Genomic DNA, 25,762 nt, shown 5'->3' with positions numbered 1-25,762 from the left:
ACGTCAACCGGACACGACCGCCACCGGACAGGCCGCGTGGTGCAGCAGCGCGTGCCCGGCCGAGCCCAGCACCAGGCTGGCGAAGCCGCCACGGCCGCGCCGGCCGACGACCACCAGCTCGGCCCCGGCCGACTCCTCGATCAGCGCGCGGGCCGCCGCGTCCTTGCGCAGCACCTTGCGCACCGGCACGTCGGGGTAGCGCGACAGCCACGGCGCGAGCGCGTCGTTGAGCACCATCCACGCCTTGACCTCGCTCGCGTCCTGTTCGGGCAGCCCGGCGGTGGCCTCGGACAGCGAGCCGCGCCAGGCGTGCACGACGGTCACCCCGGTCCGGCGCAGCCGCGCCTCCTCGAACGCGACCCGTGCCGCGGCGGCCGAACGGGGCGAGCCGTCGGTGCCGAGCACGACCTGCCCGGGTTCGCCGTCGCCGCGCGGGCGTACCACGGTGACCGGGCAGGGGGCGTGCATCGCGGTCTGCAGGCTCGTCGAACCCAGGAGCAGGTCGTGGAAGCCGCCGTGCCCGCGGCTGCCCACCACCAGCATCGCGGCACCGGTGGCCTCGCGGATCAGCCCGTGCGCGGCGTCGTCGCACACGATCGCCGCCGTGGCCGGCACCTGCCGGTCGGCGATGAGTTCCTTGGCCCGGTTCAGCAGGTCCTCGCCGAAGCAGGTCACCTCGTCGGTGAGGTACCCGTACGCGCCGCGCGGACCGGGGGAGTCGACGACGTAGACGAGTTTGAGCGGAATGTGGCGCAGGCGGGCCTCGTCGGCCGCCCAGCGCAGTGCCAGGTCGGCTGAGGGGGAGCCGTCGACGCCGACGACGATCGGGGCGGCATTCATGGGTCACCTCCGGCGGTTTCGGAACCTGTGGCCGATCCGCAGCGGCTGCGCCATCTCCATCCTATTGCGTCCTCGCAGCTCATCGCCGGGTGCGTGCGGCGCGGGTCGGACCCGCGCCGCACGGGGCTCAGAGTTCGGAAACCCAGTACGGGCTGACCTCGATCCACCCGTTGGCGGCCGCGCCGTTGAGCCGGCCGCTGCTCGCCGTGGACAGGGTGTACCAGGAGTCGACGTAGTCGGGGTCGTCGGTCCACCAGGAGGACGGGATGGCCGACAGGATCGCGTCCACCAGCGGGATGTACGCCCCGGCGTCGGCGATCGTCAGCAGCACCGCGGCGATCGCCTGGGCGAGCTGCTGGTAGTTGGTGTCGCCGTCGTCCTCCATCATGACCACGTCGGCGAGGTTGTACTTGTAGGCGGAGAAGTGGACCAGCAACTGGTTCGGGTAGTAGGTGGTGCCGTCGTTGTCCAGGTACGGCTGCTGCACGATGTCGACCTTGGGCGTGCCGTCGAGGCCGAACCCGCCGACGATGCTGTAGATCTCGGCCGCGCCCTTGATCCAGGGCTCCTGGTCGTTGGACAGCCGGACCGCGTTCAGCTTGGTGGCCCAGTAGCCGCCGCTCGCCCGAGCCGCGGGTGCGACCGCGCCGGTGACACCGCGCTGGGCGAGCACCTGGCGCACCACGTCCAGGCCGGCGGGCAGCGCCTTGGCGACGTCGACCTCGACGACGACCACCGGGCGGGCGGGGACGCGGACGGGGTCGAGCAGCACGCGGCTGCCGTCGGGCTCGTAGGAGACGATCACGGCCGTCTCGTCGTCTCCGGGGGCGGCGGCGACCAGGGGGACCGCGCCCGCGGCGAGGGCGGCGGCCATGGAGTCGTCGGCCAGGCGGGCCCGGACGAGCGATCCGGTGGACTCGGGCAGACCCTTGGCGGCGCGTACGGCGTGGTCGGCGGTGCGCACCCGGCTCGGCAGGACGGTGCCGGTCCGCAGGGTGGACAGGTCGACAGAGCCGGCCTTCAGCGCGGAGACCAGAGCGCGGCGCGCGGCCGGGTCGCTCAGGGAGGCGGCGACCTGCTTCGCGAGGGTGTCCAGAGCCGTCGCTACCCCGGCCGGTGCGGCGGTCAGGGGAGCGGTCTGCTGCGGGACCTGGGCGGTGGCGGGTGCCGCGGCGAGCACGGCGGCCAGGGCGATGCAGGCGGGTAGGCCGAGATGGCGCAGGCGCGACAGGCGCATGACGTCTCCTTCGCATCCGAGACCCCGCGCTCGTGGCGTAGGATCTCATGTTTCTCAATGGATGCGGTACATAATGGACTGTCATGCATGCGATGGCAAGGCCTGTCGATCATGTGCACGTGGAGTTCGAGCCGCGTTCACTGGGGCGCGGACCACACGCCACCGTGCCACCACCCGGTTCCGCCGAACCGCGCCGAAGGAAGATGCCTATCGCTCTCCCGGCACCGGGAGGACCCAAGTCAAGATCCCTTGGCTGGTAGCCTAAGTCGATGGCGGGGAGCATCACTTTCGACCTCTTCCACACGCTGCTGCACGGCGCCGACGACGAACGGGACCGAGTAGTGGCGCGCATGGGTGAACTGGTTGGCGTCGAGCCGGCCGCCCTGGTACAGGCCTATCACGACACGTGGCGCGACCGCCTGGTGCGATGGGACGCCGCGCGGACGGTTCGGATCCTGTCGCGGCGGCTGGGCGGCTCTCCGTCACCGGCGCAGGTCGAGCAGGCGGTCGCGTTGCGTTTGGAGCTGGCCGGCCGAGTATTGGCGGCGGTGTCGCCGACGACCCTGAACGTGCTCGACACATTGCGCTCACAGGGCTGGCGCCTCGGCCTGGTCAGCAATGCCACCTCAGAGACGGCGCAGGCATGGCCGGGGTCGGCGCTGGCACGCCGCTTCGACGTCGCGGTGTTCTCCTGCGACCTCGGTGTGGCCAAACCCGACCGCGAAATCTACCTGGCTGCCACGCAGGGCCTGGGCGCGCCGGCCGAGCAGTGCGTCTACATCGGCGACGGCGCAGATGGCGAACTCGCGGGTGCGGCCGCGCTAGGAATGACGGTGTTTCGTACGACGGAGCACAACGACACTGATCCGTGCTGGCCGGGGCCGATCAATGCCTCGCTGTCCGAGGTCTTTCCCCTGCTTCAGGCGGCCTCGGTCACCTAGGCGGGCCGAGCGGGTAAGCCGCGCATTGAGCGGGTCCGATTCTGAACCGCTTAACGATCAACTTATCTGAGCCTGAACTGTTGTTCCGTCCCAGCGAACATGCCCTTTTCCCGGCCGTTCCTATCCGAAGGCTGTTCACGCTCCACAACATATGCCCGACGATCACGACCCACGTCCAGTGACTGCGGAGCTGCCGATGCGAATCTCCTTGACCACGCCGCGACTCCAACTGAGCCCCTTCAGCCTCGCCGATACCGAGGAGCTGCACGGACTGTTCTCCGACCCACTGACGCACACCATCGGATCGGGACCATTCACTTCGATATCCCAGACGCAGCAGTGGATCCTCAACCGCGTCACGGCCATGCAGGAACACGGGTTGTGCATGTACGCATTGCGTGAGCGAGAGACCAACGCGCTGATCGGCAACTGCGGCATGCTGAAGGGACGAACGACCTACACGGAGCCCGAGATCGGCTACCTAATCGGCAAGACTCACCAGGGCCACGGGTACGCGTTTGAGGCAGCGACAGCTGTCATCGACGAATGTCGAGCGGCCGGCATCAGACGGGCGTGGGCCAGCATCCGCCCGCACAACGCGCCATCTCGCCGCATCGCTGAGCGGCTCGGGATGCGCGCCGAGCGAATCGACCACGACGACCGCGGACCTCTCATCTTCTACGTCATCGACCTCGGCCGGGAGACTGAACTGGCCTAAACCTCCTACGGCAGCAAGGCGTGGCCGACAGGTGCTGCACACGCACGTTCCCTGACCGGGCATTCGCCCGGCGCTGCCCCACAGACCGCGCCGACATGAACCGCGCGATCAGGCCGTGCCTTCGACAAGGACACCGCATCGGTAGACCCGCGTCCGCACAACGCGCGAACGCGGGTCTACCCCGTATGGCGATGTGAAGGTGCCGTTCCTTCGATCAGCCCTTCACGCAGACGACCTGCTTGAGGCGTGCCACCACGGTGACCAGGTCGGACTGCTGGGCCATGACCTCGTCGATGTCCTTGTAGGCGGCCGGGATCTCGTCGACCACGCCGTTGTCCTTGCGGCACTCGACACCCTTGGTCTGCTCGGCCAGGTCCCGGGTGTTGAAGCGGCGGCGCGCCTCGTTGCGGCTCATCTTGCGCCCCGCGCCGTGCGACGCCGACTGCAGCGCCGCGGCCGAACCCAGGCCCTGCACGATGAACGACGAAGCGCCCATCGAACCGGGGATGATGCCGAAGTCGCCCGCCCCGGCGCGGATCGCGCCCTTGCGGGTGACCAGCAGCTCCTGCCCGTCGTGGAACTCCTCAGCGACATAGTTGTGGTGGCAGGAGATCTCCGGCTCGAACGCGACCTTCTTGAACTGCTTGCGCACCACGTCGCGCAGCAGCGCCATCATCACCGCCCGGTTGCGCCGGGCGTAGTCCTGCGCCCAGAACAGGTCCCGCCGGTAGGCCTCCATCGTCGGCTCGCCGGTGACGAACACCGCCAGGTCGGGGTCGGGCAGGTCGGCGTTGTGCGGCAGGTCCTTGGCCTTGGCGATGTGGTACTGCGCCAGCTCGTTGCCCACGCCGCGCGAGCCCGAGTGCAGCATCAGCCAGACCCGGTCCTCGCCGTCGAGGCACACCTCGATGAAGTGGTTGCCGCCGCCGAGGGTGCCCAGTTGCTGCATCGCCCGGCCCTTGCGCCGCAGCACGTGCGGGGCCGACAGGTCGTCGAAGTCGGTCCAGAACCGGTGCCAGCCGCGCAGGCCGGTGTTGAGGTGGTCCACGTCGACCGAGTGCTGGTGCAGGCCCATGCCGACCGGCACGGCCTTCTCGATCGCCGACCGCAGCTTGCCCAGGTCGTCGGGCAGGTCACGGCCGCGCAGCGACGTCAGCTGGGCGGTCATGCCGCAGCCGATGTCCACGCCGACGGCGGCCGGGGCCACCGCGCCGCGCATGGCGATGACCGAGCCGACCGTCGCGCCGATCCCGACGTGCACGTCGGGCATGACCGCGACGGCGTGCGTCCACGGCAGGGCCGCGACGTTGCGGAGCTGGTCCATGGCGCGCTCGTCCACGGTCGCGGGATCGGCCCACAGCCGCAGCGGCGCAGCGGTGTCACTGATGGTCTGGAATGGCATGTTCGGTCTTCCCCCGTCGTCGGTGCCGACTGAGGAGTGTGCCGAGCGTCGTGCCGTCTGGCCACTCAATATCAGTGTCGCGCGGGTCGGCCGGTGCCCGCTACCGGCACGACAAGCAGGCCGTACGGGCAGCCGGAGCCGTCATTCATCGTCGTCATCGAGATCGGGGAGATCCAGGTCGGGCTCGGCCCAGTCCTCGTCGTCATCGTCGTCGCCGCCCTGCGGCGCCGGCTCGGCCCGTCCTCTGCGCAGCAGGGTGATCGCGAGCCAGACGCCCGGAGCGAGCCACACCACCGCGTAGAAGGTCGCGTCGACCAGCCGGCTCTGGTAGGCGCCGGCCGGGCCGTAGCCGTAGACGACGAACGCGGCGCCGGTGTCACGGGCCGGCACGTCGGTGCCCGGCCGCATGTCGGCCGGCGGGTTGTCCAGGCGTACGCCCTCGCGGAATTGCTCGTCGGAGCTGAACGTCCCCGTCCAGGTCTGCTTCTTGCCGTCCACCTTCACCTGCGTGGCGACGAACGTGCCCGCAATCCCGCCGTCGCCTTGCTCGGCGCGCCGCGAAGCCATCAGTTCATCGGCGACGCCCGACCCCATCACCGAGCACACCAGCGCTGCGGGCAGCAACAACAGCAGTGCCCAGAGCGTGCCCCAGCGGCGTAGGGCACGCCACGCCGCGGCGGTCATCGCCAGGTAGACGAAGGCCAGCACGAACGGCAGGCACGCCGCGAAAAGCTCAGGTCCGCTCACGGCCTCGCAGGCTACCGGTGCGGATCAACCCTCGGGCTCGCCGTAGGCGGCGGGGCGGCCGGTACGCAGACAGGCGGCCAGCCAGCGGGCCCAGCGGTGCACGGCGCGTTGCGACTCGATGCCCATCAGCAGCACGGCGTAGTTGCCGAACCGGGGATGGGCCGGATCGTCCTGGCCCGCGGCGCGCATACGTTCGGCGTCCTGCTCGTACTCGGCGAGCAGGCGGGTGGAGCGCTCGGCGAGGTCGGTGTAGAGGGCGGCCATGGCGGCGGGGTCGGCGCTGGTGGCGGCGTACGCCTTCAGGGTTGTCTCGCTGCGCGGCTGGGCCGTCGGCGGGATGACGAGCCAGGCGCGCAGCGCGGCCAGCCCGGACGGGGTGATGGCGTAGGTCTTCTTGGCCCGGGGGCCCGGTCCGGCCTGCTCGACGGATGCGACCCAGCCTGCCGCGGACAGGCGGGCCAGTTCGGGGTAGATCTGGCTGTGCCGGGCGGTCCAGAAGTGCCCGATCGGGGCTTTGACCTGCTGCGTCAGCTGGTAGCCGGTGGCCGGGCCGCGGGTGAGCAGGGACAGCAGCGCATAGCCCAGCGTCGAGCCGGCCATCGATGCCGAATCGTCACCGTCTGCGCCCGCCATGCGGTCTCACTATGTAACTTCTGACATGTCAACTCTGACATAGGGGGTACTCGTGAAACGCGTCTTCGCCCTGCTCGGCATCGCCACCGTACTCACTGCCTGCAGCTCTCCCGCGCCGACGCCACCGGCGGCGAGCCCGAGCCCGGTCATCAGCCTGCCGCCGGACCAGCCCGGCCCCGGCGATCACTCGCTCGCGATCGTGCACGGCGGCGTGAAGCGCGACTACACCCTGCACGCGCCACCCGGCTACCGGCCGGGCACGCCGTCACCGCTGGTACTGGTGCTGCACGGCCAGCCCGGCAACAGCGCGGGCGCGGCCGGGCAGAGCGGCATGAACCCGCTCGCGGACAAGGGCGGCTTCCTGGTCGCCTACCCGCAGGGCCAGGGCGGCCGGTGGGACTCCGGCACCGCGGGCGATCCGGCCAGCGGTGACGTCGGATTCGTCGCCGCCCTCGTGGACCATCTCGCGTCCACCTGGGGCGCGGACCGCAAGCGCACCTACGTCGCGGGGTTCTCCGCCGGGGCGGCGTTCAGCTACCGGCTGGCTCGGGAACTGCCGGGGCGCTTCGCCGCGATCGCGCCGGTCAGCGGCCGGATGGACACCGTCGCCGCCTGGACCACGCCGCTCGGCACCGCCAACCCGGTGTCGGTGGTGACGTTCCAAGGTGGACAGGACATGCTCTCACCCGCCTGGAGCAGCACCAACCAGTCCTGGCGGGAAGCGGCGGGCTGCGCCGCGCCGGTCGTCACCCCGATCGCCAACGCTCGCGGGCGCGCCGAGCGCCGTGTGTCCACCTGCGCCAACGGCGGCGAGCACGTGGTGTACGCGCTGCCGACCATGGCCCACGAATGGCCGAACGCCCGCGAGCACCCCGTGGACGCCAGCACCCTGATCGCCGACTACTTCGTCAAGCACAGCCTGCCCTGACATGCCACGCGAGCCGGCGGCCCGCTGGTCAGTCCAGCGGTTCGCCGTCCTCGAAGAAGGGGCCGTTCACGGTTTCCTCGACGAGTTCTTCCAGGGCGGCCAGTATGGGCCCGGTTTCGGAGAGGATGGCCTCGACCGAGCGCGGCTCGCCGTGGGCGAGCGCGATGAGCTCGGGGATCGGCTCCGGCGTACGGTCCAGGTCGTCGACCGCCTCCAGGGGGCCGACCCCGTTGGCCAGCAGCCACAGGTAGTCGTGGAGGTCCCTGGCGATCACGGCCAGCTCGCCTTCGGAGCCGAGGAACACCACCGGCTGGGTCTCGATCGCCGCCTCCGGGTCGCGCAGCCAGATGCCCGCCTGACCGCCCGAGCCGTCCTGGCCGAAGAAACGGAAAGGCGGCACGCCGGCGTCCTCGTTGCCGGTCCAGGCCGTCCACCAGTCCGCGACCTCCTCCGACGATGCGAACTCGTCGAGCGCCTGAAAGTCATGGCCCTCATGGTCATTGGCGAAGGGCGCCTTGAGCGCAGCGGCCAGCAGTGCCGGCATCTCCCGTGGGAACACAGCGGGCAGCTTAAGGCTTGCTCCGCTGGATCGCAGGACGCCCGTCGGCTGTACCGCGTCGGGATCGTGCGCGACTGCCCGCATCCCGGTGATCACGAGCCGGGCCGGAGACGGCATGATGGCCGCCGTGACCGAGGAAGATCCCATCGCTGACCTGATCGTGGAGACGTGGGGTGGCTGCACGCTGCCCGTCGGGCCGTTGGGCGGCCGCGGCGGAACCGCATTCCTCTACAACGAACTCGTGGAGTCGACCCCGGACGAGGACCGGGTCCGCGAATGGCTGCTGACCGCGGACGTGCTGACGCGCAGCGAGGTCGGCGAGGTCCGGCTGCGGCCCGAACTGATCCAGCCCGCCGGGGCCGCCGCCGACCACCTGGCCGTGCTCGAGTTCGAGCAGGGCTGGTCACGGGCCGCGAAGGTGGCGTTGATGCGCTCGACGCTCCTTCATGAGCACGCCGAGCGCAAGGGCTGGAGTTGGTCCACGCAGCAGGTGACCGACGGTGTCGCCGCCCGCTCCGAGCACCTGCGGGGCCTGGGCGGCGAGCCACACACGGCGTACGCCCTGGGTCACGTCACCACGGAGCCGGGGACACCGGGGGAGCCGCGGCCGCTGGCCATCGCGACGTCGGGTGTCACCCGTGACCCGGACCGGGTCGTACGCTGGGCGGGTGCGCTGCCGGACGGGTTCACCGGCGCACCGGTATTCATCGCGCAGCACCGTGCCGGGCGCGAGTTCGCGATGCTGTGCATCGGCCTGATCGCCGACGGCGACCGCAACCCGACCGTCGTCACCTTCGACACGATCCGCAAACTGATCGACCGGCAAGGCGCCGACCCGACCCCGGGACTGCGCGACCGCCTCGCAGGGCTGCTGCGCCGCAGGGCAGCGTGACTCCCGTCGCGGCCTCGGTCCTGTCTCGCGGAGCATGAACCTGGTTCTTGCGGCGTGTACGGCCCGTGGAGATCTGCGCAGCGCAGAGCGGGCTGTGCCGGAACCTCCGCTGCCGGCGAAGCCCGCTCGTGGTGGCCGGTGGCGTGACCGTCGTGGTCGGATCCCGTCCGAACGGTCGGGTCCGGCCACGGGGTGGCGGCAGTGGCCGGCATGGGCTATCTTTCGTGCCATGCCGCACCGCTAGGTTTCCCGCCTCTACGTGGTCACCCGGTCCGACCTTCCCGTCGGCACCCAGGCCTGCCAGGCGACCCATGCCGCGCTCGACTTCGCGCTGGCCCATCCTGACGTCGTCGCAGGCTGGCACCATTCGTCCAACGTGCTCGTGCTGCTCGCCGTGCCCGACGAACCTTCGCTGCACCGACTGGCCGACCGTGTCGCCACCGACGGCCTGCGTGCCGTCGCCTTCCGCGAACCCGATCTCGACGGCGGCCTGACCGCCGTCGCGCTGGAGCCGGCCGCCTGGCGGCACGTCTCCCGCCTCCCTCTCGCTCTACGCACGCGAGAGGAGGTGAATGGAGATGACTGAAACCACGGGTAAGGACCTCTACGCCCGCTACGCCGAGGCGGCCGAGGAGCGCGACGCGCTGCGCTCGCAGCTCGAACGGCAGGGCCTGCCGCAGGTCACGCGGTGGCTGCAGCGCAAGGTGTGGCGGCAGGCACGTGCTCTGGACGTGCTCAACCGTCGCGTCGCGACGCAGCGGTTCGTGCTGCGCACGCTGGACGGGCTCGGCCGATCGCTGACGGCTGAAGAGTTGCGGGCCGCCAGGGCGACGATCGCGGACGAGCAGTTGCGGAACCGGATCGAAGACCCGGTCGCCTGAACGGAGATCATTTCGGTACGCTGACGGATTCGACGGGGGTCAGCGTCCCGTGCGGTCCACGGGGACGGGCGCACGCCCGCCCCCGTGCGCACACGCTCCAGTAGCTCAACGGCAGAGCGGCCGCCTCTAAAGCGGACGGTAGCGGGTTCGACTCCCGCCTGGAGCACCGGAGCAGACGACAGCCTTGTCAGCGGTCCTGGCCCTCGACGATCTCCGCCCGGCGTACGTGGCTGAGCTTCGGGGTGACCTCCAGCCGCAGCCACTGGTCCTTGCGCAACTGGTGGTAGAGCGGAGCGCCGATCTCGTAGCGCACGGCGACATCGGCGCCGTCGTCGACCGCCACCCGGTAGGTCGTGTTCTCCTCGGCTTTGTCCGACTCCAGCCAGATCACCGGTCCGGCGACGACCCGGGCCGGGCGGACGACGTCGTACAGGCCGCGGCAGCCGGTCAGGGCGAGTCCGGCGACGGCGAGGATCCACAGCACCCAGCCTGCCGCGAGCAGCAGCACCTGCCAGAGGTCGGCCGCCTCGCCGATGTCGAGGTCGGTTGAGAACATGCCCAGCAGGTACAGCCAGATCCCGAAGAACACGGCGGACGGGATCAGCGACAGCAGGGCCGCCCACGGCGACCAGCCGAACGTGAGACCACGCCCGTCGACGACCGCGACCCGCCGCCACGTGCCGCCGCGCCGCGACCACGCGAACGCCTGCTTGCCGTAGGCGAAAGGCGACGCGCCCAGCCAGGGCGGGCGCGTCCCGGCGGCCACGGCGTACGGGAGCCGCGGGTCCCCGGGTCCGATACCGGGTTCGGTGCGCAGCCGCGCGTACCGGGCCGCGAGCTCGGTTCCCCGGCCGTGCGGGACCAGCCGCTTCAGCGTCCGCAGTGCCAGCGAGACCAGGCTCGCGGCGAGCACCACGCCGATGGCGAGCTGGGGGCGGCCCGCCTGCCACACCGCGGCGACCGCGCCGACCCACAGGACCGTGAACACGATCCAGAGCACGGCCCGCACGCCCAGCGGAGCCCGTGGGCGGGCCAGCCCGCGCGCGGTCGCGGCTTCGGCGAGCAGGTCGGTGAACCGCTGGTGCCACTGCTGGTGCTGCTCGGGGGAGCCGAGGTCGATCGCGCCGAGCGGGATCGGCCCGGCGCCGCCGGGAACCCGGGCGACGACCGCGTCGAAGACGTGGTGCTCGAACGGGGCCAGCCCGGTGGGACCGGGCTGTGGTGCCTGGACCGTCCCGGCCGTCGCGTCCACCACCAGGACGCCCCGGGCGACGAGGTCGAGCATCGTCGCGTACGCTCCGGCGTCCGCGACCCGGCGCGACGGCTGTACCAGCAGGGCGGCCATGGCCGGGCGTTCAGCGGTCAGGTCCGTAGGGGAGTGGGCCATGCGGCGAAGGTAGCCAGCGCCGTCCACACGAGAGTGGACGGCAGGCGGACGCCTGGTGTCCAAAGGCTGGCGGCAGTCGACCTTGGGCCGTCTCCCGTCGCCGCGACGTCGAGACGAGCCGCGCGGCGACGCGGCGCGGCACGTCTCGGCGGGTGCGCGGGACTACTTGACCTCGCGCCGGTGCACCCGGATCAGGCCCAGCACCAGCGGGACCACGATCCAGACCGCGACCGAGGTACCCAGCCGGGCCCAGTCCCGGCCGGTCATCACCGGCTCCAGGAGCAGGCCCGAGGTGACCGACAGGTCCAGCCACTCGGCGGGCCGGTGCAACGGGACCACCATCTCACCGAGGATGCTCCACGCGATCGGCAGCACGAAGTACAGCACGATCGCCAGGGCCGAGTTGAGCAGCAGCATGCCGAACGCGACGCCGAGCAGCACGTTGACGACCAGGTACAGGCCCGCTTTGCCGAGTGCGGCGGCGGACAGGTGCCACGGGTCGGGGCCGCCCGCGAACGGCAGCGCCGCGGCGGTCGCGGCCAGGCATGCCGCGTACGCGAGCACGGCCAGCGCGAGTGCCGCGAGCACCTTCGCGGCGGCGACCCGCATCCGCCGCGGCACCAGCGCGTATGTGGTGAGCGTGGTGCGCTGGGACCATTCGCTGGTGACCGACAGCACGCCGAGCACCGGCAGCAGCACGGCCGCGGGCAGCACGGTCGGGCCGAGCAGGCCGCCGAAGTCGAACTCGGGGGCGCCGGGGGTCAGCGACAGCACGGTGACGACGGCGGCGGCGAGCAGGCCGACGACGGCCGGCAGCCACGCGCCGGACCGGGTGTCGGCCATCTTGCGCAGTTCGACGGCGGTCAGCCGCCACAGCGGCACGGGGGAGTGGGACGGGGCGGCGACGGCGGGGGTGTCGCGGGCGGCGGCGAGGACGGTCATCGGGCGGTCCCTTCGGAGGTCGTGGTGCCGTTGGTGAGGCTGAGGAACATCTCCTCCAGGCCCCGGGCGCGGCCGGGCTGCAGTTCCAGCAGCACCACGCCCGCGATCGCGGCGGCCCGGCCCACGGCTTCGGCGGTGGCGTCGACGAGCAGCGCGCCGCCGTCGGCGGGGGAGCCGGTCAGCCCGGCCGCCGTGAGGGCGCTGTGCAGCGCGGCGGGGTCCAGGGCGCGTACCCGCATTCCGGTGCCGGACAGCAGTTCGTCCTTGGCGCCCTGGGCGACTACCCGCCCGTTGCCGATCATGACGAGCCGGTCGGCGACCGCTTCGACCTCGCGCAGCAGGTGCGAGGAGAGCAGCACGGTGCCGCCGCGGTCGGCGAAGTCGCGCAGCAGGCCGCGCATCCAGTAGATGCCCTCGGGGTCCAGGCCGTTGGCGGGCTCGTCGAGGATCAGCGCCCGCGGCTCGCCGAGCAGGGCCTGGGCCAGGCCGAGGCGCTGGCGCATGCCGAGGGAGTAGTCGCCGACGCGTTTGCGGGCCGCAGCGGCGGGAAGGTCGACCCGCGCCAGCAGTTCGGCGACCCGGCTGGTGGGCACCCGCAGCAGGTGCGCGGCCAGGGCGAGCGTCTCGCGGCCGGTGCGGCCGGGGTGCTGGGCGGAGGCGTCGAGCAGGATGCCGACTTCGCGGCCGGGGTTCGGCAGCTGCCGGTAGGGGCGGCCGGCGACGGTGGCGTGGCCGCCGGTCGGCGGGGTGAGCCCGCAGATCATCCGCATGGTGGTGGACTTGCCGGCCCCGTTCGGGCCGAGGAAGCCGGTGACGGTGCCGGGCGTGCAGTGGAACGACACGTCGTCGACGGCCGTCTGCGCGCCGTAGCGCTTGGTGAGATGCGCGACTTCGATCATGCGTACCAGCGTCGCGGGCACGGCCCCCGCCGCGCAGCGGCCACAGGGCGACGTTCGCCGACCAAGGTCAGCGGCAGGCGTAGACCAAAGTCGGTACCCGCCCGATCAGGCCGCCCGTACCCTGGGAGCCATCATGACGAGCACCGCCGCCCCCGCCCACCAGCCGCGACTGCTGCGCCAGCTGCTGCCCGGCGACCTGCAGCCGGACGGGGCGTGGCGGCGCACCGCCCGGGACTGGGCGGTCGACGTTGCCCTGTTCTTCGCCGCGGTGGTCATCGGGCTGAGCGTGTACGACCTGGAAGCCGCCGGGCGGCCGGTGCCGGAGCTGGTCCAGCTCGCCGACCTCGTCGCCGGGGTGGTGCTGTGCGTGGCGCTGTTCTGGCGGCGGCGCTTCCCGCTGGCGCTGGCCGTGGCGACGGCGGTCGCGGGGGCGTTCTCGCCGCTGTCCGGTGGGGCGGCGATCATCGCGCTGCTCACGCTCGGCGCACGGGGCAGGCTGGGCGCGGTGCTGGCGGTCGGCGCTGGCCACGCGCTGCTGTCGCTGCAGTATCTGCGCCTGTACCCCGACCCGGAAATGTCCTACTGGCCGTCGGTGGCCTGGACCTGGCTGGTCCTCGCCGTGATCACCGGCTGGGCGCTGGCGGTCGGCGCACGCCGGCAACTGGTGCACACGCTGCGGGAGCGGGCGGTGCGCGCCGAGGCCGAGCAGGAGCTGCGCGTCGCGCAGGCCCGCCAGCTGGAGCGCACCCGCATCGCCCGGGAGATGCACGATGTGCTCGCGCACCGGATCTCGCTGCTCAGCCTGCACGCGGGCGCGCTGGAGTTCCGGCCGGACGCGCCCGCCGAGGAGGTCGCCCGCGCGGCGGGGGTGATCCGGGACAGCGCCCACCAGGCCCTGCAGGATCTGCGTGCGGTCATCGGGGTGCTCCGCGCGCCCGGCGAGCCCGACGGCGAGCCCGAACGCCCCCAGCCCACCCTGTCGGACCTGCCGGAGCTGGTCGCCGAGTCGGAGTCGGCCGGGATGCGGGTGCAGCTGACCCAGCGGCTGCCGGACCCGGTGGAGCTGCCCGCGCACGTGGCGCGCACCGCGTACCGGGTGGTCCAGGAGGGGCTGACCAACGCCCGCAAGCACGCGCCCGGTGCCGCGGTGCAGGTCGCCGTCGAGGGCGGGCCGGAGCAGGGCGTCACGGTCGAGGTGCTCAGCCGCGCGCCGGTCGGGGTGCTGCCGGAGCGGGGGATCCCGGGGACCGGCACGGGTCTGGTCGGGCTCGCCGAGCGGGTGTCGCTGGCCGGTGGGCGGATCGAGCACGGGCGCACCCCGGCGGGCGATTTCCGGTTGTGGACGTGGCAGCCGTGGCCGGCGTGATCCGGCTGCTGATCGTCGACGACGATCCGCTGGTGCGCGCGGGCCTGTCGATGATGCTGGCCGGGCTGGACGACCTGCGGGTCGTCGGGGAGGCCGCGGACGGCACCGAGGTGTCCGCGGCGGTGGCCGCGTATTCGCCCGACATCGTGCTGATGGACATCCGCATGCCGCGCCTGGACGGTCTGGCCGCGACCGAGCTGCTGCGGCGTCGGCCGGGTGCGCCGGAAGTGGTCGTGCTGACCACGTTCGACGCCGACGAGCAGGTGCTGCGGGCGTTGCGGGCCGGGGCCAGCGGCTTTCTGCTCAAGGACACCCCGCCCGCAGAGCTGGTACGCGCCCTGCGCCGGGTCGCCGCCGGTGAGCCGATGCTGTCGCCGTCGGTGACCCGCCGGCTGATCGACCAGGTGACCGCGGGTCCCGGAGCCGCCCGCGCGGCGCACGCGCAGCAGCTGCTGAGCCGGTTGACCGAGCGGGAGCGGGAGGTCGCGGTCGCGATCGGGCAGGGCCTGTCGAACGCGGAGATCGGCGTACGCCTGCACATGAGTGTCGCCACGGTCAAGGCGTACGTGTCGCGCCTGCTGGCGAAGCTGGAGCTGAACAACCGGGTGCAGGTCGCGCTGCTGGCCCACGACACGGGGCCGGAGCGGTGACCCGGATCAGAGCCGGATCTTGACGGTGATGCTGGTGCCGGGGTCCTGGACCGCGATCGTCATCTCGTCGGTGAACTGGCGGACCACCCACAGCCCGCGTCCGCCCTCGGTGCTCAGCGGCACCTGGCTCATGCCCGCGCCGGCCGTGTCGGCGATGCCCGGACCGTCGTCGCTGACCTGGCAGACGATCGAGCCGTCGTGGCGCCACAGGCGCAACCGGCCCTTGCCGCCGCCGTGCCGGATGGCGTTGGTGGCCAGTTCCGTGGCCACCACCAGCAGCCTGCCCAGCCCCGGTTCGGCCAGCCCGAGTTCGCCGGCGTGCGCGGCGACGGCCGCGCGCAGCGTGTACAGGTCGTCGGCGACGAAGACGGTGTCCAGCCCGGTCGGCTCCGCCACCGCGGGCGAAGGGTCCTGGAACTGGTCGGCGCCCGTCATGACTGCCTCTGCAGCGCGAGCTGCGGAACGTGTTCGGCCGCGACGGCGTCGAGCACCACGGCCACCGCGGACGGGCAGGAAACGATCATGCGCCGTCCGGCTGGCAGGGCCGCGGCGGCCTTGACGATGGCGGTGGCCGCCGTGACGTCGATGAACCGCAGCCTGCTCAGGTTGAGGTGGATGTTGTCGTCCAGCCGCAGCGCCTCGGTGAGCGCCTGCTGCAGGGGCTGCAGGTGGGTGTAGTCCATCTCGCCGGCGATGCGCACGCCGGGCGGGCGGTGCTGGCGGCAGATCCGCAGCAGCGGCGTGTCGTGGTAGGCCAGCGCCGCGACCGTCTTGTGGTGGGCGTCGGTGGCGAAGGCCAGCGTCACCGAGTCGAAGGTCTCGCGGTCGTACTGGCAGATCGCGGTGAGCCGCCCGTCGGTGAACAGGCTCGCCGCCTGCTGCTCGAAGGCGACCAGCTGGTCGATGGCGATCGGGCTGCCCGCCCAGCACATGTCGGCGCTGACCCGCAGGCCCGGGATGCCGCGCCGGGCTGCCTGGTGGCGCTCCTGCGCGATCAGGGCGACCATCCGCTCGGCGGTCGCCCCGCCGTCCACGGCCGGGGCGTCCTGGCTGGCGTACAGGGTGAGCTGGCCGCGGCCGATGGCCGCCGCGGCGGCGACCTCGCGCATGGCCAGCTCCTGGGCCAGCTCGTCCGGGGTCAGGGCGTCGGTGAAGCAGATCACCCGCTGTCCGCGGTGCAGGCCGTCCGCGACGAACTCGGCGACGAGGTCCAGCCGCTCATCCGGGTCGGTGAACGTCAGACACGCGTGATCACCCGGGTTGATCTCGTCAACGGTTACCGCATCCGCCATGGGGATCCTTTCCTCGGCGCGGCTGGCAAGCCGCCAGTACCCAGCGGCAACCGCGCCTAACCAGGGCGGCGTGCCCGTTCTGTCACAGACGCCACATCTTCCGCAACATGATCGGCCATTCCCGCTGTGTACGCCAGCCGAGCAGGTTACGGCAGGTGCCCGTGGAGGCTGCCCGCGGCCGCCGGACGACCTGTCGCGGCGGCCCGGCGCGCCGCGGACGATCGTGGGCAATCGCTCTCCCATGATCGACGAAAGCGGGCCGTGCCAACTCGTCGGCCGGAATGCTGTACCCGGCAACAAAAGCGCTGCCAGGGCACCTTCTGAGCGGATCTCCATGACACATCGTGGAAACACGCCCTTGACAGTCATTGAACAAACGACAACTCTCTGTTTCAGAGAGCGCTCTCTACCGTCCACCGACCGTCCTGATCGCACAGGCCGGCCGGACCCGTCCTCCAGGCCCCTAGCAGGGAGAAGAGATGCAATCCGTCCCCCGTCTGGCCGTATCCCGCGGCAGACCCCTGTACGCCCTCGTGCTCGCAACCGTGGGCGTACTCCTCATGGCCTACCTGGTCGTGATCGGCAGCAGCACGGCGAACGCCGCGGTGACCCTGCTCTCGCAGGGCAAGCCCGTCACGGCGTCGTCGGTGGAGAACGCGGGCACGCCCGCGACGGCCGCGGTCGACGGCAACAACGGCACCCGCTGGTCCAGCGCGGCCAGCGACCCGCAGTGGATCCAGGTTGACCTCGGTGACACCGCCACCCTCAGCCAGGTCATCCTGCGCTGGGAGGCGGCGTACGCCACCGCGTTCCAGATCCAGTCCTCGGCCAACGGCACGAGCTGGACCACGATCTACAGCACGACCACCGGCACCGGCGGCGTGCAGACGATCAACGTGACCGGCTCCGGCCGCTACGTGCGGGTCTACGGCACCGCACGCGCCACCGGCTACGGCTACTCGCTGTGGGAGTTCCAGGTCTACGGCGAGATCGGCGGCAGCACCGGCTGCGGCACCGCGAACGTGGCCCAGGGCAAGACCGCCACCGCGTCCTCGGTCGAGAACGCCGGCACGCCGGCCTCCAACGCCGTCGACGGCAGCGGCACCACCCGCTGGTCCAGCGCGTTCGCCGACCCGCAGTGGCTGCAGATCGACCTCGGCGCGACCACCCCGATCTGCCAGATCATCCTGACCTGGGAGGGCGCCTACGCCACGGCGTACCAGATCCAGGTGTCCAACAACGCGACCAGCTGGACCACGGTCTGGAGCACCACCACCGGCACCGGCGGCACGGCCACCATCAGCGCGTCGGCCTCGGCGCGTTACGTGCGCGTCTACATGACCGCCCGCGCCACCGGCTGGGGCTACTCGCTGTGGGAGGTCGCCGTGCGCTCCGGCACCCCGACGTCGCCCAGCCCCAGCGCGTCGCCGTCGCCCAGCCCCAGCGGCGACCCTATCCAGGGCGGCGGCTCGCTCGGCCCGAACGTGAAGGTCTTCGACCCGTCCATGTCCGGGGCGACGATCCAGTCGCAGGTCGACGCCGTCTTCAACGAGATGGAGTCGAACCAGTTCGGCCTGCAGCGCTACGCGCTGGCGTTCAAGCCGGGCACCTACAGCGGATTCAACGCCCAGATCGGCTTCTACACCTCGATCATGGGTCTCGGCCAGAACCCCGGTGACGTGCGCATCAACGGCGACGTGACCGTGGACGCGGGCTGGTTCCAGGGCAACGCCACGCAGAACTTCTGGCGCTCGGCGGAGAACCTGTCCATCTACCCGTCGGCCGGGTTCACCCGGTGGGCCGTCTCGCAGGCCGCGCCGTTCCGGCGGATGGACATCCACGGCGACCTGAACCTCGCCCCGAACGGCTACGGCTGGGCCTCCGGCGGCTACATCGCCGACAGCCGCGTGTCCGGCGCGGTCGGGCCGTACTCGCAGCAGCAGTGGTACACCCGCGACAGCCAGATCGGCAGCTGGGTCAACGGCGTGTGGAACATGGTGTTCTCGGGCGTCATCGGCGCGCCGCCGACCGGCTTCCCGAACCCCGTCTACACGACGCTGGCCACCACCCCGCAGAGCCGGGAGAAGCCGTACCTGTACCTCGACAGCGGCGGCAACTACCGGGTCTTCGTCCCGTCGCTGCGCACCAACGCCAGCGGCACCACCTGGGCCGGCGGCTCCACCCCGGGCACCTCGCTCCCGCTGACCTCGTTCTACGTGGCCAAGCCGGGCGACACCGCGGCGCGCATCAACCAGGCGCTGGCCCAGGGCCTGCACCTGCTGTTCACGCCGGGCATCTACCACGTCAACGGCACGATCAACGTCAACCGCGCCGACACCGTCGTGCTCGGCCTGGGCTACGCGACGATCATCCCGGACAACGGGGTCATCCCGATGTCGGTCGCCGACGTCGACGGCGTCAAGATCGCCGGTGTGCTGTTCGACGCCGGCGCGACCAACTCGCCGGTGCTGCTGCAGCTCGGCCCGTCGGGCTCGTCGGCCAGCCACGCGGCCAACCCGACGTCGATCTCGGACGTGTTCTTCCGGATCGGCGGCGCGCACGCCGGCAAGGCCACCACCAGCCTGCTGGTCAACAGCAACAACGTCATCATCGACCACATCTGGGCGTGGCGCGGCGACCATGGCGCGGGCATCGGCTGGACCGTCAACACGGCCGACTACGGCGTCATCGTCAACGGCAACAACGTGCTGGCGACAGGCCTGTTCGTCGAGCACTACCAGAAGTACAACGTGGTCTGGAACGGCCAGGGCGGCCGGACCATCTTCTTCCAGAACGAGCTGCCCTACGACCCGCCGAACCAGGCGGCCTACATGAACGGGTCCACCAGAGGCTACGCCGCGTACAAGGTGGCCGACACGGTGACCAGCCATGAGGCGTGGGGTCTGGGCGTCTACTGCTACTTCAACGTGGATCCGACGATCCACGCCGCGAGAGGCATCGAGACGCCGGTCAACGCCAACGTCAAGTTCCACAGTGTGTCCACGGTGTCGCTCGGCGGCAACGGTGTGATCGACAACGTCATCAACACCACCGGCGGACCCGCGCAGGGCACGGCCACCGTGCCGAGCACCGTCACCAACTTCCCGTGACCCGGGTGGTCGACAGCTAGGTGACTGATCGAAGGCCGACCCGGCCGCTGTGCCGGGTCGGCCTTCCGGCGTCCGGGCCGCGGCCGTGACCCACGGCACCCCCCCGGCCGGGGCGGCGCGGGAACAGCACCGATGGACCTGGATGTTCGGCCAGGTCGTGACTACCTTCGGGAGGGGCTGTCCGGACACAGGGAGGTGACGGGTGACGGTCGCGGGGGACATCGGGACGTTGGCACGCCCTGCGCTGGTCGTGGACCCGGACACGCCCTGCGAGTCGCTGGAAGCGACATTCCGCTCGCGCAGCGACCTCATGGCCGTCGTCGTCGCCGACGGCGACCGGCTCGGCCTGATCATGCGCGGACGGTTCGACCAGGCCATGTCGGGGCCTTTCGGCTACGGACGGCTGTTGTGGCGGCAACGCCCGGTTTCGGCCGTCGCGGACTGGAAGCCCCTGCGCCTGGCCGGCGCCACGACCGTCGCCGCCGCCTCGCACCTGCTGCGCACCCGGCCCGCCGAGCACCGCTACGACGACCTGGTCGTCGACCTCGACGCGCACCGGGTCGGCACCGTGTCCGCCGCGCACCTGTTCGACGCGCTCGCCACCCAGTTCGCCGACCGGGCCGTCCGCGACGACCTCACCGGGCTGGCCAACCGCTCGCACTTCCTCGACCTGCTCGCCGCGGCGTGCGCGGACGCCGGCGGCGACGGCGACCGGGTCGCCGTGGCGTTCGTCGACATCGACGGCATGAAGCGCATCAACGACTCGTACGGCCACCAGGCCGGCGACGGCGTGCTGACCCTCGTCGCCCACCAGCTGCGCGACACCATGCGGCCCGGCGAGATCGCCGCCCGGCTCGGCGGCGACGAGTTCGCGGTGCTGGCGCGGGTGCGCCGGGACGTCTCGGCCGAGGAGGCGGCGCTGGAACTCGGCCGGCGCTGCCTGCTGGCGATCGCTGCCCGCGACGGCCGCCACGACCCGGCACTGCACCCGTACGCCAGCATCGGGGTGGCCGTGTCCGGCAACCGCTCCGACCCGCAGACCCTGGCCAGCGAGGCGGACATGGCCATGTACCGGGCCAAGCAGGCCGGGGGCAACCAGGTCGAGCTGGCCATCGGCGTGGAGGCCGGGCTGTCCGGCGACGTCGAACTCGTCGACCGGACCGTCGCGCAGGCCGTCGAGCACGGCGAGCTGCGGTTGTTCTACCAGCCGATCGTACGGGTCAGCGACCGCTCGGTGGCCTCGGTGGAGGCGCTGGTGCGCTGGCAGCACCCCACCTTGGGTCTGCTACCGCCGGGCCGTTTCCTGCCCGGGGCGCGCCGCGCCGGTCACCTGCCCGCACTCGACCGCTGGGTGCTGCGCCGCGCGTGCGCGGACCTGGTCGAGATGGACGCGGAGCTGGGGGAGCGGTCGCCGAGCTGGGTCAACGTGAACCTGTCCACGCCGACCCTGGCGGGCCCGTTCGACGACATGGTCGTGCAGACGCTGGCCGAGACCGGCCTGCCCGCCTCCCGGCTGCGCCTGGAACTGCCCGAGGAGGCGGACCTGCAGACCCTCGCCGACGCCGGTCCGCGCCTGGAGCGGCTGATCGCCCTCGGCGTCTGGCTGACCCTGGACGACATGGGCGCGGGTTCGACGAACCTGCGCTACCTGTCGACCCTGGCCATCCACGGCATCAAGATCGATCGGGCGTTCGTCGCCGGGATGATGCACAACCCGCGCGACCACGCGGTCGTCAAGCTGCTCACCGACCTCGCCCACGGCCTCGGGCTGCGGGTGACCGCCGAGGGTGTCGAGAACGCCGCGCAGCTGTCCGAACTGGCCCGGCTCGGCGTCGTCAACGCCCAGGGCTACCATCTCGCCCACCCGATGCCGCTGGCGTCGCTGATCAAGCTGCTGTCCGGGGAGACCGCCGGACTTCGGCACACGGCGCGCGGGCGCGCCTGAGAGCTGCCCGTTCGGCGGGGTGTGTCGGCGTGCGGCTACATCTTTTTTGATGTGGCCACATCAAAAAAGATGTAGCCCGGCGGACTCGGCCACCTCCGCCGGGGACGGACCGTGATCCTGGGCGTTCAGCGACCGCCACGGCGTGGCCCGGCCGGCGCCGGCCGTCGCGCAGTGCATTCTGTGAGCAGTCCATCGCGCGGGGTAGTCGGCCGGCGGGTGGTTCGGTGGGCGCGAGCGGGGCGTGAGGTGGCCGGTGTTCGGTTGGCGTGAGGTCTACGGGGGCAGGACCCCGCCGCCCGGCCGGGTCGTCGCGCCCGACGAGCGGCTGTCCTGGCCGCGCATGGTCGGCCTCGGCGCGCAGCACGTGGTGGCCATGTTCGGGGCGACGTTCGTCTTCCCGATCGTCATGGGCCTCAATCCGCAACTGGCGATCATGATGAGCGGTGTCGCGACCATCTGCTTCCTGCTCATCGTCAAGGGCATCGTGCCCAGCTACCTGGGCACCTCGGCGTCGTTCGTCAGCGCCGTCGCGGCGATCCGAGCCCAGGGCGGCGACTCCGCGCAGGTCACCGGCGCGATCCTGGTCGCCGGTCTGGTGCTGGCGCTGTGCGGCCTGCTCATCCACCTGCTCGGCTTCCGGGTGCTGCACGCCGTGCTGCCCCCCGTGGTCACCGGCGCGGTGGTCATGCTGATCGGCTTCAACCTCGCCCCGGTCGTGGCGTCGGTGTACTGGCCGCAGGACCAGTGGGTGGCCCTGGTGACCATGGTGTTCGTCATCGTGGTCGCGGTCGCCGCCCGCGGCTTCGTCGGGCGCATCGCCATCTTCCTCGGCCTGATCTTCGGTTACCTGCTGTCCTGGCTGCTCGACCGCGTCGCCGGTCCGATCACCTCGGTGCTGCCCGGCGCGAGTGGCCCGACCACCCACGACCGGGTCGACTGGTCGGGGGTCGCCGCCGCGCCCTGGGTCGGCTTCCCGCCGCACACCACCACCGGCGCCGACGGCAACGAGGTCGCCGGCTGGCACGCCCCCGCGTTCTCGTTCGCGTTCATCCTGCTGGTGCTGCCTGCGGTCGTCGCGCTGATCGCCGAGAACGCCGGGCACGTCAAGGCGGTCGCCGAGATGACCGGCCGCGACCTCAACCCGGTCATGGGCAAGGCCATCGGCGCCGACGGCGTCGCGACGATGCTGGCCAGCTCCGTCGGCGGCTCGCCGACCACCACGTACGCGGAGAACATCGGGGTGATGGCGGCGACGCGGATCTACTCCACGGCCGCGTACTTCATCGCGGCGATCGTGGCGATCCTGTTCGGCTTCTCGCCGAAGTTCGGCGCGATCATCTCGGCCACCCCGGGCGGCGTGCTCGGCGGCATCACCGTCGTCCTGTACGGCATGATCGGCCTGCTCGGCGCGAAGATCTGGAAGGAGAACGGGGTCGACTTCGGCAACCCGATCAACCTCGTCCCGCTGGCCGCGGGCATCATCATCGCGATCGGCGACACCTCGCTCGTGTTCAGCCCGACGTTCCAGCTCAGCGGCATCGCGCTGGGCACCATCGTCACCATCGCCGGATACCACCTCGCCCGCTGGCTGGCCCCCGAACACCTGCGCGAGCAGCAGCGCCTGGAGCGCCCCTGCCCCGGCGTCGGGCTGTCACCGGCCGAGCAGCGCGGCGCCGCCGACGCCTGAGCCGCTGTGCCCGGATGAGCCCGGACCGGGCCGCTTCGCTGCGATGATGAACCGGTGATGATCGACCTGTCCGGGCGCACCGCGCTCGTCTCCGGCTCCACCCAGGGCATCGGCTACGCCATCGCCGAAGCGCTGGCCCGCTGCGGCGCGCACGTCGTCGTCAACGGCCGCGGCGCGTCCACCGACGAGGCGGCGGCCAGACTGCGCGAAGCCGTGCCCGACGCGACCGTGACCGCCGTGGCCGCAGACCTGGCCACCGCCGAGGGGGCGGCGGTCATGCTCGACGCGATGCCGCAGCTCGACATCCTCGTCAACAACCTCGGCATCTTCGAAGCCAAACCGGTGCTGGAGATCGACGACGACGACTGGCGGCGCTTCTTCGAGGTCAACGTGCTCTCGGCGGTACGCCTCATCCGGATGTACCTGCCGGGCATGATGGAACGCGGCTGGGGCCGGGTCCAGTCCATCGCCAGCGACTCCGCCGTCGTCACCCCGATCGAGATGGTCCACTACGGCATGACCAAGACCGCGCTGCTCGCCGTCACCCGTGGCTACGCCAAGGCGGCCGCCGGCACCGGCGTCACCGTCAACTCCGTCATCGCCGGACCCACCCACACCGCTGGCGTGGAGACCTTCGTCGCCGAACTCGTCGGCTCAGACCTGCCCTGGGACCAGGCGCAGCGGCAGTTCATGCGCGAGCACCGCCCCCAATCGCTGCTCCAGCGCCTCATCGAACCCGAAGAGATCGCCAACATGGTCACCTATCTGTGCTCCGACCAGGCCTCCGCCACCACCGGCGGCGCCCTGCGCGTAGACGGCGGCTACGTCGACGCCATCCTCCCCTGACCCCCCTCCGCGCTGATCATGAACCTATGGCACGGCTCGACGGCGTGTCCCCGGCACAACTTCATGATCACTTCCTGGGAGGAGGTGTCGGCGGCGACCGGGCGGGTACCTCAATGACCTCATCCGCGGACAAGGGGAGACATGGGCGAGCTGCAGTGGCTGGGCGCCGTACGCCACGCCGAGAGCATCGGCAACGTCGCCGCCGTGCTCGCCGAAGGCTCCGGGGCGCAGCGACTGGACCTCGCCCCGCGCGACCCCGACGTGCCCCTGTCGGACCTGGGCCGCGAACAGGCCGCCGCCACCCGCGGCTGGCTGGCCGGCCAGCCGAAACCCGACCTGGTGCTCGTCTCGCCCTACCTGCGCACCCGCGACACGGCCAAGGCCATGACCGACGGCCTCGACCTGAGCCTGTCCTGCGACGAGCGGCTGCGCGACCGGGAACTGGGCATCCTCGACCTGCTCACCGCCCGCGGCGTACAGGAACTGCACCCCACCGAGGCCGAGCGCCGCCAGCGCCTCGGCAAGTTCTACTACCGCCCGCCCGGCGGCGAATCCTGGGCCGACGTCGCACTGCGCATCCGGGCGCTGCTGGCCGACCTGCGCCGCGACCACGACGGCCGCCGCGTCCTGCTGGTCACCCACGACGTCGTCGTGCAGATCATCCGCTACCTCGTCGAAGACCTCGACGAGCAGCGCCTGCTCGACCTCAGCCGCGCCGAGGCCATCGTCAACACCTCCGTCAGCGTCTGGGCCCGCGACGGCGACGGCCGCCTCAGCCCGCAGCTGTTCAACGACGTCGCCCACCTGCGCGCCCGCGACACCACCCCGACCCGCGAGGAGGGCCTGCGTGCCGAACCCGTCTGAACCCGCCATCGTCACCGTCCAACTGCTGCGCGACTGGCCGCTGCCCGAGGTCGCCGGAGCCAAGGACAGCCGCGGCACCGCCCTGATCGTCGGCGGCTCCCGGCACACGCCCGGCGCGGTGCTGCTCGCCGGAGTCGCCGCACTGCGCGCCGGAGCGGGCGTGCTCCAGCTCGCCGTCGAGGAGTCCACCGCCACCGCGCTCAGCATCCAGGTGCCCGAAGCGCTCGTACTCGACCTGCCCGAACCCGACGCCGACCGTACCCTGCCCGACCGGCTCGCCGAGCTGGCCGGGCAGGCGTCGGCCGTCGCCGTCGGACCCGGCCTCGGCGACATCGACCACGCCGCAGCCCTGCTGCGCCACGTGCTCGCGGCCACCCGACCGGAGACCACCGTGGTACTGGACGCCTACGCCCTCGGCGCGCTCAGCAAAGACCCGTCGCTCACCGCCGACCGGCCCGGCTCCTACGTGCTCACCCCCAACGTCGACGAAGCCCGGTACCTGCTCGGCGGCGAACTCGGCGAAGACCTCATGGACGCCGCGGTACGCATCGCCGAGCGCTACCGCGCCGTGGTGTCGCTGTTCGGGCGCATCGCCGACCCGGACGGGCGGACCTGGTGGGAGCAGACCGGCGGCAGCGGACTGGGCACCTCCGGCAGCGGCGACGTCCGCGCAGGGGTCGTCACGGGACTGCTGTGCCGCGGCGCGCAACCCGCACAGGCGGCGTGCTGGGCGGCGTACGCCCACGCCGGCAGCGCCCAGCGGCTGGCTCCCCGGTTCGGCCGAATCGGCTTCCTCGCCCGGGAGATTGCCGACGAGATCCCGGCGGTGCTCGCCGCGGTGTGACCGGCGTCGGCCAGTGCCTGAGGAGCGGCGCGTCCAGCGCCGCGGGGTCACCGAGCACTCGCGACTGTCGCATCACGGCTTTGCCGAGCCTGTGGCGCGCGGGGCACCCGTCGTACCCGATTGAATATGATTCCGCTCGGGCAGCAGTCCGA

At 71.8% G+C, this 25,762-nt stretch carries 25 protein-coding genes; 14 read left to right on the top strand and 11 right to left on the bottom strand.

The window, feature by feature from the left end:
* Positions 1–3: 3 nt before the first annotated feature.
* Both AB0B35_RS12395 and AB0B35_RS12390 read right to left on the bottom strand, forming a co-directional pair.
* Positions 4–840, bottom strand: coding sequence for a universal stress protein (locus AB0B35_RS12395; protein ID WP_361044129.1), 837 nt, complete (start codon positions 838–840; stop codon positions 4–6).
* 127 nt (positions 841–967) lie between these two features.
* A complete protein-coding gene (locus tag AB0B35_RS12390) occupies positions 968–2,077 on the bottom strand; it encodes a DUF3103 family protein (protein ID WP_361044126.1) in 1,110 nt (369 codons plus the stop codon).
* A 269-nt stretch (positions 2,078–2,346) separates the two neighbouring features.
* Here AB0B35_RS12390 and AB0B35_RS12385 point away from each other — a divergent pair, with 269 nt between their 5' ends.
* Entirely contained in the window at positions 2,347–3,018 is a 672-nt protein-coding gene (locus AB0B35_RS12385) for an HAD-IA family hydrolase (protein ID WP_361044123.1), read from the top strand.
* A 196-nt stretch (positions 3,019–3,214) separates the two neighbouring features.
* Entirely contained in the window at positions 3,215–3,736 is a 522-nt protein-coding gene (locus AB0B35_RS12380; protein ID WP_361044120.1) for a GNAT family N-acetyltransferase, read from the top strand.
* Between the two features lie 214 nt (positions 3,737–3,950).
* On the opposite strand, the gene AB0B35_RS12375 is transcribed toward AB0B35_RS12380, so the two are convergent.
* The 3 genes from AB0B35_RS12375 to AB0B35_RS12365 form a co-directional block, all read right to left on the bottom strand.
* Complete coding sequence (locus tag AB0B35_RS12375; protein WP_361044118.1) at positions 3,951–5,138, bottom strand: RtcB family protein; 1,188 nt, start codon at positions 5,136–5,138, stop codon at positions 3,951–3,953.
* A gap of 141 nt (positions 5,139–5,279) precedes the next feature.
* Positions 5,280–5,885: a hypothetical protein gene (locus tag AB0B35_RS12370; RefSeq protein ID WP_361044115.1), complete on the bottom strand. Its 606-nt coding sequence runs from the start codon at positions 5,883–5,885 to the stop codon at positions 5,280–5,282.
* A 24-nt stretch (positions 5,886–5,909) separates the two neighbouring features.
* Positions 5,910–6,518 (bottom strand): PadR family transcriptional regulator, encoded by a 609-nt coding sequence (locus AB0B35_RS12365; protein WP_361044112.1) that lies wholly within the window; start codon positions 6,516–6,518, stop codon positions 5,910–5,912.
* Positions 6,519–6,570: 52 nt separating this feature from the next.
* Between AB0B35_RS12365 and AB0B35_RS12360 the strand changes: the two genes are divergently transcribed.
* Positions 6,571–7,446: a PHB depolymerase family esterase gene (locus tag AB0B35_RS12360; RefSeq protein ID WP_361044109.1), complete on the top strand. Its 876-nt coding sequence runs from the start codon at positions 6,571–6,573 to the stop codon at positions 7,444–7,446.
* Positions 7,447–7,474: 28 nt separating this feature from the next.
* Here the strand turns inward: AB0B35_RS12360 and AB0B35_RS12355 are convergent, their stop codons facing one another.
* The gene (locus AB0B35_RS12355; RefSeq protein ID WP_361044106.1) at positions 7,475–8,122 is read right to left on the bottom strand and encodes a hypothetical protein; all 648 of its coding nucleotides are present in this window, start codon (positions 8,120–8,122) and stop codon (positions 7,475–7,477) included.
* 10 nt (positions 8,123–8,132) lie between these two features.
* On the opposite strand from AB0B35_RS12355, the gene AB0B35_RS12350 reads away from it, so the two are divergent.
* From AB0B35_RS12350 to AB0B35_RS12340, 3 genes are all read left to right on the top strand, one after another.
* Positions 8,133–8,897 carry a hypothetical protein gene (locus tag AB0B35_RS12350; protein ID WP_361044103.1) on the top strand — a complete coding sequence of 255 codons (765 nt, stop codon included), beginning with the start codon at positions 8,133–8,135 and terminating at the stop codon, positions 8,895–8,897.
* Between the two features lie 259 nt (positions 8,898–9,156).
* Positions 9,157–9,483 (top strand): peptidyl-tRNA hydrolase, encoded by a 327-nt coding sequence (locus tag AB0B35_RS12345; RefSeq protein ID WP_361044100.1) that lies wholly within the window; start codon positions 9,157–9,159, stop codon positions 9,481–9,483.
* Positions 9,476–9,778 (top strand): hypothetical protein, encoded by a 303-nt coding sequence (locus AB0B35_RS12340; protein ID WP_361044097.1) that lies wholly within the window; start codon positions 9,476–9,478, stop codon positions 9,776–9,778. Before AB0B35_RS12345 ends, AB0B35_RS12340 begins: the two co-directional genes overlap by 8 nt.
* A 187-nt stretch (positions 9,779–9,965) precedes the next feature.
* Here AB0B35_RS12340 and AB0B35_RS12335 read toward each other — a convergent pair whose 3' ends face one another.
* The 3 genes from AB0B35_RS12335 to AB0B35_RS12325 all read right to left on the bottom strand — a co-directional run bounded on the left by AB0B35_RS12335 (position 9,966) and on the right by AB0B35_RS12325 (position 13,006).
* Positions 9,966–11,165, bottom strand: coding sequence for a hypothetical protein (locus AB0B35_RS12335; protein WP_361044094.1), 1,200 nt, complete (start codon positions 11,163–11,165; stop codon positions 9,966–9,968).
* A gap of 162 nt (positions 11,166–11,327) precedes the next feature.
* The gene (locus tag AB0B35_RS12330) at positions 11,328–12,107 is read right to left on the bottom strand and encodes an ABC transporter permease (RefSeq protein WP_361044091.1); all 780 of its coding nucleotides are present in this window, start codon (positions 12,105–12,107) and stop codon (positions 11,328–11,330) included.
* Entirely contained in the window at positions 12,104–13,006 is a 903-nt protein-coding gene (locus AB0B35_RS12325) for an ATP-binding cassette domain-containing protein (protein WP_361044088.1), read from the bottom strand. Before AB0B35_RS12325 ends, AB0B35_RS12330 begins: the two co-directional genes overlap by 4 nt.
* A 133-nt stretch (positions 13,007–13,139) precedes the next feature.
* Here AB0B35_RS12325 and AB0B35_RS12320 point away from each other — a divergent pair, with 133 nt between their 5' ends.
* Both AB0B35_RS12320 and AB0B35_RS12315 read left to right on the top strand, forming a co-directional pair.
* A complete protein-coding gene (locus AB0B35_RS12320; protein WP_361044085.1) occupies positions 13,140–14,372 on the top strand; it encodes a histidine kinase in 1,233 nt (410 codons plus the stop codon).
* A complete protein-coding gene (locus tag AB0B35_RS12315) occupies positions 14,351–15,022 on the top strand; it encodes a response regulator transcription factor (RefSeq protein ID WP_361044082.1) in 672 nt (223 codons plus the stop codon). Before AB0B35_RS12320 ends, AB0B35_RS12315 begins: the two co-directional genes overlap by 22 nt.
* Before the next feature lie 6 nt (positions 15,023–15,028).
* Here the strand turns inward: AB0B35_RS12315 and AB0B35_RS12310 are convergent, their stop codons facing one another.
* Complete coding sequence (locus AB0B35_RS12310) at positions 15,029–15,457, bottom strand: ATP-binding protein (protein ID WP_361044079.1); 429 nt, start codon at positions 15,455–15,457, stop codon at positions 15,029–15,031.
* On the bottom strand, positions 15,454–16,314 hold the full coding sequence (locus tag AB0B35_RS12305) for an MEDS domain-containing protein (protein ID WP_361044076.1): 861 nt from the start codon (positions 16,312–16,314) through the stop codon (positions 15,454–15,456). Before AB0B35_RS12305 ends, AB0B35_RS12310 begins: the two co-directional genes overlap by 4 nt.
* A 479-nt stretch (positions 16,315–16,793) precedes the next feature.
* Here AB0B35_RS12305 and AB0B35_RS12300 point away from each other — a divergent pair, with 479 nt between their 5' ends.
* The 6 genes from AB0B35_RS12300 to AB0B35_RS12275 all read left to right on the top strand — a co-directional run bounded on the left by AB0B35_RS12300 (position 16,794) and on the right by AB0B35_RS12275 (position 25,610).
* Positions 16,794–19,424, top strand: coding sequence for a discoidin domain-containing protein (locus AB0B35_RS12300; protein ID WP_361044073.1), 2,631 nt, complete (start codon positions 16,794–16,796; stop codon positions 19,422–19,424).
* A gap of 202 nt (positions 19,425–19,626) precedes the next feature.
* Complete coding sequence (locus AB0B35_RS12295) at positions 19,627–21,369, top strand: EAL domain-containing protein (RefSeq protein ID WP_361044070.1); 1,743 nt, start codon at positions 19,627–19,629, stop codon at positions 21,367–21,369.
* Positions 21,370–21,622: 253 nt separating this feature from the next.
* Entirely contained in the window at positions 21,623–23,056 is a 1,434-nt protein-coding gene (locus AB0B35_RS12290; protein ID WP_361044068.1) for a solute carrier family 23 protein, read from the top strand.
* A 57-nt stretch (positions 23,057–23,113) separates the two neighbouring features.
* Positions 23,114–23,902, top strand: coding sequence for an SDR family oxidoreductase (locus tag AB0B35_RS12285; protein WP_361044465.1), 789 nt, complete (start codon positions 23,114–23,116; stop codon positions 23,900–23,902).
* A gap of 141 nt (positions 23,903–24,043) precedes the next feature.
* Positions 24,044–24,766: a histidine phosphatase family protein gene (locus AB0B35_RS12280; RefSeq protein WP_361044066.1), complete on the top strand. Its 723-nt coding sequence runs from the start codon at positions 24,044–24,046 to the stop codon at positions 24,764–24,766.
* Complete coding sequence (locus AB0B35_RS12275; protein ID WP_361044063.1) at positions 24,750–25,610, top strand: NAD(P)H-hydrate dehydratase; 861 nt, start codon at positions 24,750–24,752, stop codon at positions 25,608–25,610. Before AB0B35_RS12280 ends, AB0B35_RS12275 begins: the two co-directional genes overlap by 17 nt.
* Positions 25,611–25,762 lie beyond the last annotated feature (152 nt).

The organism is Catellatospora sp. NPDC049133 (assembly GCF_040648455.1).
Lineage (GTDB): Bacteria > Actinomycetota > Actinomycetes > Mycobacteriales > Micromonosporaceae > Catellatospora > Catellatospora aurea.
This window is presented reverse-complemented; position numbering and strand designations above follow the sequence as displayed.

Bases quoted from the DNA above. Each gene is read 5' to 3' on its own strand.
- AB0B35_RS12395 (WP_361044129.1), bottom strand. From the start codon at position 840: ATGAATGCCGCCCCGATCGTCGTCGGCGTCGACGGCTCCCCCTCAGCC.
- AB0B35_RS12390 (WP_361044126.1), bottom strand. From the start codon at position 2,077: ATGCGCCTGTCGCGCCTGCGCCATCTCGGCCTACCCGCCTGCATCGCC.
- AB0B35_RS12385 (WP_361044123.1), top strand. From the start codon at position 2,347: ATGGCGGGGAGCATCACTTTCGACCTCTTCCACACGCTGCTGCACGGC.
- AB0B35_RS12380 (WP_361044120.1), top strand. From the start codon at position 3,215: ATGCGAATCTCCTTGACCACGCCGCGACTCCAACTGAGCCCCTTCAGC.
- AB0B35_RS12375 (WP_361044118.1), bottom strand. From the start codon at position 5,138: ATGCCATTCCAGACCATCAGTGACACCGCTGCGCCGCTGCGGCTGTGG.
- AB0B35_RS12365 (WP_361044112.1), bottom strand. From the start codon at position 6,518: ATGGCGGGCGCAGACGGTGACGATTCGGCATCGATGGCCGGCTCGACG.
- AB0B35_RS12355 (WP_361044106.1), bottom strand. From the start codon at position 8,122: ATGCCGTCTCCGGCCCGGCTCGTGATCACCGGGATGCGGGCAGTCGCG.
- AB0B35_RS12340 (WP_361044097.1), top strand. From the start codon at position 9,476: ATGACTGAAACCACGGGTAAGGACCTCTACGCCCGCTACGCCGAGGCG.
- AB0B35_RS12335 (WP_361044094.1), bottom strand. From the start codon at position 11,165: ATGGCCCACTCCCCTACGGACCTGACCGCTGAACGCCCGGCCATGGCC.
- AB0B35_RS12330 (WP_361044091.1), bottom strand. From the start codon at position 12,107: ATGACCGTCCTCGCCGCCGCCCGCGACACCCCCGCCGTCGCCGCCCCG.
- AB0B35_RS12325 (WP_361044088.1), bottom strand. From the start codon at position 13,006: ATGATCGAAGTCGCGCATCTCACCAAGCGCTACGGCGCGCAGACGGCC.
- AB0B35_RS12320 (WP_361044085.1), top strand. From the start codon at position 13,140: ATGACGAGCACCGCCGCCCCCGCCCACCAGCCGCGACTGCTGCGCCAG.
- AB0B35_RS12310 (WP_361044079.1), bottom strand. From the start codon at position 15,457: ATGACGGGCGCCGACCAGTTCCAGGACCCTTCGCCCGCGGTGGCGGAG.
- AB0B35_RS12305 (WP_361044076.1), bottom strand. From the start codon at position 16,314: ATGGCGGATGCGGTAACCGTTGACGAGATCAACCCGGGTGATCACGCG.
- AB0B35_RS12300 (WP_361044073.1), top strand. From the start codon at position 16,794: ATGCAATCCGTCCCCCGTCTGGCCGTATCCCGCGGCAGACCCCTGTAC.
- AB0B35_RS12285 (WP_361044465.1), top strand. From the start codon at position 23,114: ATGATCGACCTGTCCGGGCGCACCGCGCTCGTCTCCGGCTCCACCCAG.
- AB0B35_RS12280 (WP_361044066.1), top strand. From the start codon at position 24,044: ATGGGCGAGCTGCAGTGGCTGGGCGCCGTACGCCACGCCGAGAGCATC.